Source organism: Belliella filtrata (assembly GCF_022549775.1).
Taxonomy (GTDB): Bacteria; Bacteroidota; Bacteroidia; order Cytophagales; family Cyclobacteriaceae; genus Belliella; species Belliella filtrata.
Genome location: NZ_JAKZGP010000007.1, coordinates 102,117 through 112,713, shown reverse-complemented (window position 1 = coordinate 112,713; position 10,597 = coordinate 102,117). Strand labels below are relative to the sequence as shown.

Below are 10,597 nucleotides of genomic sequence, written 5' to 3'. Positions count from 1 at the left end.
GCAACTTTGATTACTACCATGGAGAAACTTGATGGAAAAAATGCAGAAACCATTGAACAGAAAATATCAAAGAGAATACAGAGAATAGGATCATCATTCTTCAAATCAATAACCTTCGATAACGACATGGCATTCGCAAACCATCATAGAATCAGAGATAAATACAATGTCCCGACCTTCTTTACAAGACCATATACATCTCAGGATAAAGGTACGGTCGAAAATAGAATAGGACTTATCAGGACTTTCCTGCCTAAAGGGACTGACCTGAATGAAATATCATGGCAACATATTCAGTGTATTGAATCCAAAATCAATAATAGACCAGTAAGAAAGTTTGATTATCTTAGTCCTATTGAATGTCTAAAGAAAAAATTAGGCGTTGCATTTATGACTTGAACATGGCGTTCATTCAAAATAAATTTTTTAACTATAATTTTAAAATAATTACAACTAGTTAAGAGTCTTTTACCGAGAGAACACTTCAACGGGAGTTGGATTCTCGTTGGAGAAAGCCTATGCGTCTTTTACGTATAAATATACACATATCCTGGTTTTTGTATTGTGATTTGAATAGTTTTACGAGTTCATGTGAGGACAAAGAAGAGAGTCTCTGGGCCAGGTTGTGGACTGCCTCCTGTTTCCCTAGCATCTGTAGTCACCGGAACAAAAGATGATGTCAATAACTGATAGTTTTGGTCAAAGACCAGGACATTCAGGTATGCCTTAGGCCCTGTGGATTTGTCACTTCCATAGCCCATCAAGCCTGCAAAGGGCATCGGGTTAGTTCCTGCTGTGGCTCCATCTATCACTACACTTGAGGCATTGTTTGCCAAATTGGTGATCAGCTGTGCAAAGGCTGACCCTGGGGTTCCTGTAGTACTCGGATCCAGGTACTTCACATAAACTTGAGCATCTATTTAATCCTTACGATTGTTGGATCGTGTGTAAATGATCGTTATTTCTTACTAAAAATATAATAGGGAAACTTTGGACAGTTAGTGAAATGGTGAAGTTTATCTTGATCAATTCCTCTTACTTTTTGTCTTGACACAAAAAGTAACAAAAAAGTCAAGACGGAGAAATCCTATCCAGGCTACAGGCCACCGCTGGCCCGGATCTCCGTCATCCCACCCGCAAGCATGAAAAACAGTTTGAGGAAATAAAACCAACATTAGATTGGAAATTTAATTCTGATACTCGTGGTTTTTAAATGTACCCGAAGCATTTTTTTTAGCTACTCCTTCCCGCAACCTTGCTTAAGCCTAAAACAGTCCACTGGACTGTTTCTTAACGGCTTAACCGCTTCATTATGTTGTAAAAACTGTAACTTATTGTCCTCATATACAAAGCCTCCTACATAATCCGAAACCTTGGTAGTTCCTCCATCTACCGTTTTCTGGGACAGCTTGCTGCCACTGGCATCGTAGGTATATTCTATGTTTTTAGATGCGCTGAAGGTTACCTTGCTTGGTAGATTCAGTGGGTTGTAAGTGATTCTAGTGATTCCCACACTCTTTTAAACCCACCCTGCAACCTGGCCCTTCGCTAAAAGCTTTATCAAAGCTTTTTTAACGCTCAGTCCTCATTAGGATCATAGAGATACTCATCGGCTACATTTGCTCCGTCTTTGAAGCCTGAGCTTATCCCTGTGGCATCTGTCACCTTGCTAAGCTGATTGCCTTTGGCATAGAATCGTATACTTCAAGATGGAAAACAACCAGCAGGAGATCCCCGTCGATGCCCTAGAATTGGTCGACAAAATTCGGGATGTCGGTGGACGAAGTGATCTACTTCGACGAAAAGAACGGCGTCCCAGCCGAGGTATCCGTCAACGACAAGGCAGCACTCAAACAGCTACAGCTGATCAACGAACTCGACGAAGAGGAAAAATCCATCCTCCTGAAGCTTATTGAGACTTTCGTCTCCAAAAAACGCTTCAAGGACTACCTCCAGAAAAACATAGCCACACTGTAAGCAAAAAGCCCGGACATCGCCGGGCTTTTTGCTTTAGTTAGATTGATTTTTTACCACTTAGAGCCTTAACCTTGCTATCCTTCATCAATAGGATTAGCACAATTACAGTAAATATACTTTGTAGAGTAAAGACTATCGGTACTCTCGGATCACCACCTTCGTTATCAAACCAAAGTTGATTCAATTGGATAAGCTGTATAATGAACAAGCCAATCCCAAAGAAAAGCACTACCAAAGCAACTCGCTTTGAGGTAGCAAATACGAGGTAAAGTAGTCCTGTAAAGAACAGTAAGGTTACTGTGAAGAACACCATTTCCAATGTATTGCCATAAGCAAAGTAGGTAGCAAGTACCGGAAGAAGAGATAGTGATAAAAGTATGTATGCTATTTTCTTAAGAGCTTCCATTGCATTACCTAGTAGATCGAGTTTCAAATTGCTTGTTCCATTCGTCAAGTGTAAAGCTCCTATCTCCCACCGTTATACTCGTGAAAGTTCCTTTGTTGTCAATGTTTATGCTGAAGTTTGCATTTATCATTTCCCTGTAATTATCTCCCCACAAGCTTGTCAATACACTGCCATTTAATGAGCTGACTCCAATAAAAACAGAGTTTCCTGTCTGATCTGTAAGAAAAGCTTCTGCACTTGGGAAGTTATCCCCCTTAATGCTTGCCCCAACAGATAATATGCCTTTTTCTAAATTCTCAGTAATAGAAAATTTGGAATGAACATCAATATCAGGAGTCATAAACCCTGGTGTCAACGGATTCGCTCCTTCATAACCGGTCGAGATATTGTAAGAGCCGTTTCCTCCTGAAACATTGTAATATGCTTCATTTGGTACTTCTTTTCCAATTCCCCACACACCCCTTGTACCTACAAATCCACCTGGATGCATCGAAAGGTTATTAGCAAAACCCTTATTTGAAGTTTGACCTGTACTCGGGTCAAATGTGAAGTGCTGAGCTATTCTGGCAGAAGAGCTTGGATTATTAGAAAAACCCCTATTATCACCCATAAATCCGCCTCCAAAAGTTCTATCTGGATGAAATGATCTCACATGGAACGTATAAGGAAACTGACCATCTGGGTCAATAAACAATATCGGATTATTCAGACTGAATACATATGGAGACCAACCGGGCAGGGCATCCGCCAACGGGTCAACAACTCCCCATCTCCCCAAATCACTCATATACATCCTAGCCCCAAAGTCATCCCAGCCTGTCAGCTCTTCCCTTTCCTTGCCATTAAACTTGAATGCCTGCCCCACCCCACTAGGCGCCGAGTATGAATTAAACGTCATTCCAAATGGATAGTAGTCATCCTTTTGGACTATGTTGCTGTTGGTATGGGTTACCTTGAAGTCATCAAAGAACACTTCAACGGGAGTTGGATTCTCGTTGGAGAAGTAAATATACACATATCCTGGCTTTTGTATTGTGATTTGGATCGTTTTTAAGAGTTCGTGCGGAACATTCGTCCCTGTCTCTCTGGCTGCTAAAGTCACTGATTTGAAAGTGCTCTGATTTGGCTGAAACTGATAGTTTTGGTCAAAGACCAGGACATTCAGGTATGCCTTAGGCCCTGTGGAGTTGTCACTTCCATAGCCCATCAAGCCTGCAAAGGGCATCGGGTTAGTTCCAGCCGTGGCTCCATCTATCACTACACTTGAGGCATTGTTTGCCAAATTGGTGATCAGCTGTGCAAAGGCTGACCCTGGGGTTCCTGTAGTACTCGGATCCAGATATTTCACATAAACTTCCGCATCTATTTTATCTCCGGGCTTCACTGCAAGGGATTTCGCTAATCCATGCTTTGAATTTCCTACTCCAGTAAGCCTAACAGAAAATGAATTTCCAGACCCTGAAGTTCTGTTAAATATTGGGGCATTGATTCTGGTAACTTCGCCGTACCTGCTGAAATAATTGTTCTCATAGGTACTTGAAGCATTCTCGAATGTTGCCAGATATTGATCTATATCATGCTGTGTCTTGAAAGTTGCCCTCACATTACCCAAGTGGTCTTTCAGGTGGTACTGGTACTCGTAGTTCTGGAATGTCCCCGAAGCATTTCTTTTGGCTACTACTCGACCTTCATCATGTTGCATAAACTGCAGCTTGTTGTTCTCATATACAAAACCTCCTACGTAATCTGAGATTTTGGTTGTACCTCCATCTACCGATTTTTGGGACAGCTTGCTACCACTGGCATCGTAGGTATATTCTATGTATTTGGATGCGCTGAAGGTTACCTTGCTTGGTAGATTCAGTGGGTTGTAAGTAATCGACGTAATGCCTTTGTTCCTATCAACTGTCATGTTGCCATTTGGATCATAGAGATACTCATCGGCTACATTTGCTCCGTCTTTGAAGCCTGAGCTTATCCCTGTGGCATCTGTCACCTTGCTAAGCTGATTGCCTTTAGCATAGGTATAGGTCAGGTTGTCTATCAGTTGATTTGGCGTGTCATTGTGATTCCCTCTACGCTGCAATGTCTTTATGTTTCCATTCAGGTCATAGCTTATCGCAGGAACATTGAAGTTCATGGTATTTCCTGAGGCATTGTTGCTATAAATAGCAGTTGTCAGCCTGTTCATTTGGTCATAAGTGTAAGCGTAGGAATTCTTCATAGACTCATATGGATTCTTCCATTCGGTCTGACCTATGTTACCATTGAATCTCCTATTGGCTGTAGGCGCATCGTTATATTTCAAATCCATTTCAAAAAGCTTCGGTGTAGCATCCGACAGGTTATTGATCCTGGTCAGCCAGCCCCGCATGTTGTAGGCATAATCTATGTCTTCATAGCCATTGGCCAGATCCTTTTTGATCAACTCTCCCAGCTCATTATAAGTATTACTTAAAAGGGTAATCGTAGGGGAATTATTAATTTTGTGGGTAACAGTTAGTAGCCTACCTGCATGGTCATAACTGTAATCCTGAGCAATAGCGATGTTTTTGATATCCGCAGCGGGATTGTTGTGCTGCAGGTAGGTTTTCCTTACCCTACCCGCAAAATCATACTGCGTGGTGAGTACATCATTACCATTTTTGTAATTCACCATCCTGGATTGGATCAACCTATAGCGATCATCATAGAAGTTTACTGTTTCCACATATTGGTTTGTAGTTCCCAAGACCTTCACTTTAGTACCAGTGACTTGACCCTTGACGGTTAAAAATACAGCAGGAACTATGTTCCCTCCTGTGGTATTGAACTGACCTGAAGGTAGACTGAAAGTCGTGCTGGTAAACCTGTAGTCATCGTAATAAGTGATTGTATGGATATCAGCATCGGTTACCGAAGCAGGATAGGTAGTGTTGGCATATTTGGTAATTCCATTCCCGGTATAACTTTCCGATAAAACTGAATGGTTATGGACATTGCTTCTAATTGTCGTCAATGAAACGTTTGGAATAGCTTTTTCTCCTGTAATGACAGGCCTGTTGAATGCATCGTATTTTGTAAAGCTCCATTTGTTGGGATATTGGTTACCGTCCTGACTCAACACCAACCTGTCAAGTTTATCATAAACCAAATATACAGGCTTGGCTCCAGGCACCTGCTTTTCTACCAGTCTATTCCTCCCATCATACTTATATTGAAATGCCCAGTTATCAAGGTGATCTTGGCTTGGCATTACACCATGCTGTTTAATCTCAACTCCTGCTGCTAGGGTTGTTCCAGGGCTAATGGTCACTGTCGCCGTAGGAATATAGGCTACTTTGTTACGGTTTGCACTTGGAATAGCATTGTAGTTAATATTCTCCGTTACTAGATAAAAACCAGAGGGGGTATTCAAATTGGTACTGTTATAACCATTCTGCATTTCAGGAGGAAATACATAAGTCAAATTCCCAAAATCATCATAAACATAATAAGTATTTGCCCAAGTGCTTGCTGTCGCCTGCACTCTTTTAAGTATTACTCTATCTTGAAAATCTTTGAACTCAACTATTTTGTTTCCATCCTCATCAGTAGTGATCGTTTTATATAATGTACCGGGATTATAGTATCGATAGGCGATTGGACGACTATTAGATATTTCCCACAAAAAGACATTATCTGCAGCGATATTAGTAAGGTAATCCATCTTCACAGGCTTGTTGCCACCTCCATGGGCTGTTCTAGCCCATGGCTGACCCGGGGAATGTGCTTCCACCACCCTGTTCAGTGGAGAGCCATCATATACATTTTCGCTAAAAGCAAAATTCCCTGAGGATCCTCCAAAGTGTGTGTTGTGAAAAGCCTTTTGCTCTGCTTCTCCAGCAGGACGAAAATCACCTGCTGCAGTACCGTTGTCTCTGGTGTATGGAAGGAATGATTTTGCTTGCCTGCCAAACCCATCATAGGTTATGGGAACGATTATATCCCTTCCCAAAGGTGAAGCTTGCTTTTGAACTTCTTGCTTCGGACGGCCTAGGCCGTCGTAGTAGGTGACCCTTTCCTGAAAATCGCTATTTTGTCTAACAATGGGTATATTTGATACCGGAACGGTAGGCACCACTTCCCAAATATAATTCTGGTTAGAGGTTATCCCGCTTCCCCCTTCTACAGTATAGGTGACTGTAAGTTTAGGATGTTTGGATGCATTCGCATGTTTGCTAGAGGCAAAGTTCATCCTACGGTAATAATTTTCCGTATCCAACCTGAGCAATACCCCATGGTTTGGTTCTCCTTCTTCAACCCACAGCTTAACAAATGAGGTAATGTTCACCTGATAGTTTTGAGTATCATTACTGCTGGTGGGTAGGGACACTTTTTCGTTTCCATAATAAGTAGGGCTGTTGTTCCATGTTACTGTGTTTTCATTCCAACTTTGTGCAACAAGATACAGCCCTGCACTGTTCGAACCCGACATGGTGCTATGCACAGCCCAAGAAACACCATCTATAGGTGAATATAGATTGAGTACAGCATTAGTGATTACAGCATTGGGAGGCAAGGATCCAAAGTTGAACTGCATCAACCCTCTTCTCAAGCTTAGAGTACCGCTAGCTGTCCATGCCTGTCCAGAAAAATATGCTGATGAACCAAAATTAGTATTGACATAACTGGGGTCACCATTCCACAACAATACCTCTGCACTTTTTATGGGGGATAGTTGTACTGTATGTGATTGTTGAGAAACAGCATCCATTGAAATCAGTTGCAAGACTAAGGCAAGGAAGGTTGCCAAACATCCAGTAGAGTAAGTCCTGATCCTCATTGCTTTGGCAGATTATCGTTTGACTTAGGTTTACGGATAACCATTTTTGGATCTTGGTCAAGATATTCTTCTTTTGTTTGGATAGGAACTGGACTATCCAATCTCACCCGGTAAATCCGCTTTTCGGTATCCATCAAATACATATCCTTGGATTTCTTGATCTGTTCAAAATAGGGGGATGATTCACCTATAAACATTTTTCTACTTTTGCCTCCCCCGTTGTTGGCCTCACCGGTTCTGTTGGATGACAGCAGTTCATTTTGATAGTCCTTGTCATCAAACGAAACTCCTGTTATCGCCACCTCTTGCCGGAAATCAATCTCCAATGTTTGGACAAACACCGAATCGCTTTGTCCGTCAACCTTTCCAGTGAACTGAGAAACATAACTACAGGACACATCTTGAACCTTGGTGCTTTGCTGTGCAGAGCCAACCAAAACGACTAAAAATGTCATTAAAAACAATAATGCCTTTTTCATATCTAAATGTATTTTTATTTAAAACTTGACAACTTTGGAAAATTGACCAACAAGCCAATCTCTCCTATAGATTTCTGTCCAAACGATGGTCTAATATCAATTTCCATTATTCCTATAATTATATTCATAGCCTTTGAGGACATTTCCATCTTTGTCCCTGATGGTTTTGAGCCTACCAAATGAATCGTACTCGTAAAAAGTTGTGACACCATTGGGATCCGTTTCGCTTGTCATCCCTATCAGTGGATCATAGGTATAGGTGGTAACCATAGCTCCAGGAAGCACGTTCCGTAGGTTGTTGAGCTGTGTCAGGTTTAATTCGGTATAGTTTTTTAGGGAACTGACCGTGGTACCCAAAGCACTGGCTATTTGGGCATAAGAGGCATTTTCTATCTTGGCAATGGGGTATTGCTTACTGTACCCCCAAAAATAGCTGGTCGGTGTACCATTTTCCTTGGATACCGACAAAACATTTCCATGGGCATCCATGTCATGGTACCTGAGCCTATTTTCCCATGCATTACTGCCTTTTTTTGTTTCAACTGTCCTCGGTTTAACAATATTTCCGCCCCATTTGTGGTAATTGGTCTTTATAGCACCCAAAAAAGAATCCTCTTTATATTCAGCTGTCTCGATTACTGGACTCAAAATGTTTTTGGAAACCATTTCTTGATAAACATTCCCAGACGATGCAAAATCAGAAGGGTATTTATAGGTATATTTATTAATTTCTCCGCTACTGTTTTTGTAACTTTCTTCTATTTTAAACAAATTCTGATTGTAACTAAAACTAGTTGTTATCTCTTTCACCTCTGTGTTGAAATATTCTTTAACAACTGCGCTATCCAACTTTTGGGATAGTTGATCAAAATTGTTATTGTAAAATATAAAAAAATATACTTTATCACGTAAGTGGGATGCTTGGTGGGCATCAATTACCCTACTCACTTTTAGCCCCTTAACTCTTTTGATCAAATCATTTGAATAAAAATTTTCAATAGACTTTACAACTACCCCTTTATCATCATAAAAAAGTGATTTATACTCATTCACATTCCCAAATATATTGTTTTTATAAAAAACATTTAAGGGTCCTAAACTAAGGGGGCCACCAGCATTAAACCATGGGTATCCACGCTGAATACTCCAAGTATCCATAATGATTGGAGAAATAAATGACGCATTAAAAAAATGTTCTATCTTACCATTTTGATGATTTCCTTCGAAATAACTTTCTACAACTTTTGTATAAATAATTGGTCGTCCATTGTAGCTAATATCGACATTTGGCGAAGAAGAAGTATGGAAATAGTCAAAAACATACTCGGGATTTAAGGGTTGACCGCCGCTAGCTACAATATTATGACTCTTGAAGTAATCTTGGTTTATAAACTCCGACACACTATCCTCATACTTGAAATTTCTAGAAATAATATCGCTATTTGAGTTATCAATTATATTTTTTATTCTAATTCCACCCACATTATTCCCATATTTACCAACATTACCTTCATATTCAAAAGTATGTTCACCACCTGTAACATTTATAATCGATTTTAATGCACCTGATAAAGCATAATAGGAGTTTGGAGACCTAATGGCTGAACCAAAAATATTTGGTCCCCCAAAAACCATCCCATTCCATGAAAAATTAGGCATTAAATTCGCATTTAATGCGCCATTAAAATAGCCGAAATGATCAATTGAATATGTTTGGGGCGTATAAATACTAGAAGTATTTATATTTGGAAGTCCATGAAAATAGTACTGAAAACTATAACCATTGACCTTTACTAAATTTTCATCATAAAAAGTCAAATCATCAAGTTTGTACCAATTTATTTTGTTTTGAGACTCTGAAAATTGAGAACGAGAAAATTGGACCGTCTTTATTGGAGATGATAATTCATTGGAAAACACCTTTATGTTATCAAGCATTTGAGGACTGATTGAATGATCGTAACTAAATTCAACCCTTCCAGATTTGAATTTGATTTTTTCAATTCTTAATTCAGTGTATCCATACAAATAACTTTTAATTTCAGTACCTGAATATTGATTTTGACCGACTTCACCGTGTCCCCCCATTCTAGTGATTCTTACATTTTTGCTAAAGCTTTGATTACTTTTGCTGAAACCATTATTCCCCTGAGAATTTAGCATATAACCGTACTCAAAAGAAATTGTATCAGACTTATTTGCCGAAATAATTTCAGTCAACAACCAAGAATTATAACCAGCTTCAGAAGGTTTGTTCCAATTGAAATATTTTTCACGAAATCCACTTTGGGTGCTTGAAACAGATTTGCCATATCGATACAAAACCCCTTCATCATCTGTAATTTCAAAATAGTCAAAGATAACACCTTGCTCATTACCCAAAACAGGGGCGATTTTAACTGGGGAATAAGGTAATGTAATAGGCTTTAAAAATGCCTCCATTTGACTACTACGTTCAAATACAAACTTACCTCCACCTTTTGATGGGAAATTATAGGTAAAAAGATCTAGTTCTGAATCTCTCACATCTCTTGCTATTTTATCCAAAATATCAGCATCTGGATCTGCAACAAGATTATTTGTATTACTGCTAATTGCATATTTGTCTGGAATTTGGTAATTCCAATGCTTCTCATCAGGCATTTGATTCATTATCCTACTAACGTTTCCAACACAGTTCAAGCTCCATCCGAGCCCAACTATTCCACTTACATCTGAATTTGGCTTTAATCCAGAATTATGGTAATTAAGTTGGATTGGAAAATTAAATTCTTTCGTTTTAATTGTATAAATTGGAAGGCTTATTTGTGGTAAACCACTTGATAAATCCACCGGAAAATCAATAAATTTCTCTATCATCTGGGCTTGCGGAGATGGAGGTATTATCTCAGGCATCACAAAATTTTGACAGAAGCCAACTATTGAATTTAC

At 39.6% G+C, this 10,597-nt stretch carries 8 protein-coding genes; 2 read left to right on the top strand and 6 right to left on the bottom strand.

The window, feature by feature from the left end:
* The coding region (locus tag MM239_RS04930) for an IS30 family transposase (RefSeq protein ID WP_241347091.1) at positions 1 to 399 on the top strand (399 nt) is incomplete at its 5' end.
* A 188-nt stretch (positions 400 to 587) separates the two neighbouring features.
* Here MM239_RS04930 and MM239_RS04925 read toward each other — a convergent pair.
* Positions 588 to 902: a hypothetical protein gene (locus MM239_RS04925; protein WP_241347090.1), complete on the bottom strand. Its 315-nt coding sequence runs from the start codon at positions 900 to 902 to the stop codon at positions 588 to 590.
* Positions 903 to 1,237: 335 nt separating this feature from the next.
* A complete protein-coding gene (locus MM239_RS04920) occupies positions 1,238 to 1,513 on the bottom strand; it encodes a hypothetical protein (RefSeq protein WP_241347089.1) in 276 nt (91 codons plus the stop codon).
* A 263-nt stretch (positions 1,514 to 1,776) separates the two neighbouring features.
* Here MM239_RS04920 and MM239_RS04915 point away from each other — a divergent pair, with 263 nt between their 5' ends.
* Positions 1,777 to 1,977 carry a DNA-binding protein gene (locus MM239_RS04915; protein ID WP_241347088.1) on the top strand — a complete coding sequence of 67 codons (201 nt, stop codon included), beginning with the start codon at positions 1,777 to 1,779 and terminating at the stop codon, positions 1,975 to 1,977.
* Positions 1,978 to 2,014: 37 nt separating this feature from the next.
* On the opposite strand, the gene MM239_RS04910 is transcribed toward MM239_RS04915, so the two are convergent.
* From MM239_RS04910 to MM239_RS04895, 4 genes are all read right to left on the bottom strand, one after another.
* On the bottom strand, positions 2,015 to 2,383 hold the full coding sequence (locus tag MM239_RS04910; RefSeq protein WP_241347087.1) for a hypothetical protein: 369 nt from the start codon (positions 2,381 to 2,383) through the stop codon (positions 2,015 to 2,017).
* Between the two features lie 4 nt (positions 2,384 to 2,387).
* Complete coding sequence (locus MM239_RS04905; RefSeq protein ID WP_241347086.1) at positions 2,388 to 7,187, bottom strand: DUF6443 domain-containing protein; 4,800 nt, start codon at positions 7,185 to 7,187, stop codon at positions 2,388 to 2,390.
* On the bottom strand, positions 7,184 to 7,666 hold the full coding sequence (locus MM239_RS04900) for a hypothetical protein (protein ID WP_241347085.1): 483 nt from the start codon (positions 7,664 to 7,666) through the stop codon (positions 7,184 to 7,186). The genes MM239_RS04905 and MM239_RS04900 overlap by 4 nt, the downstream gene beginning before the upstream one ends.
* 96 nt (positions 7,667 to 7,762) lie before the next feature.
* Positions 7,763 to 10,561 carry an RHS repeat protein gene (locus tag MM239_RS04895; RefSeq protein ID WP_241347084.1) on the bottom strand — a complete coding sequence of 933 codons (2,799 nt, stop codon included), beginning with the start codon at positions 10,559 to 10,561 and terminating at the stop codon, positions 7,763 to 7,765.
* Positions 10,562 to 10,597: the final 36 nt, after the last annotated feature.

Coding starts and splice junctions, on each gene's coding strand:
- MM239_RS04910 (WP_241347087.1), bottom strand. CDS start 2,383: ATGGAAGCTCTTAAGAAAATAGCATACATACTTTTATCACTATCTCTT.
- MM239_RS04895 (WP_241347084.1), bottom strand. CDS start 10,561: ATGCCTGAGATAATACCTCCATCTCCGCAAGCCCAGATGATAGAGAAA.
- MM239_RS04900 (WP_241347085.1), bottom strand. CDS start 7,666: ATGAAAAAGGCATTATTGTTTTTAATGACATTTTTAGTCGTTTTGGTT.
- MM239_RS04905 (WP_241347086.1), bottom strand. CDS start 7,187: ATGAGGATCAGGACTTACTCTACTGGATGTTTGGCAACCTTCCTTGCC.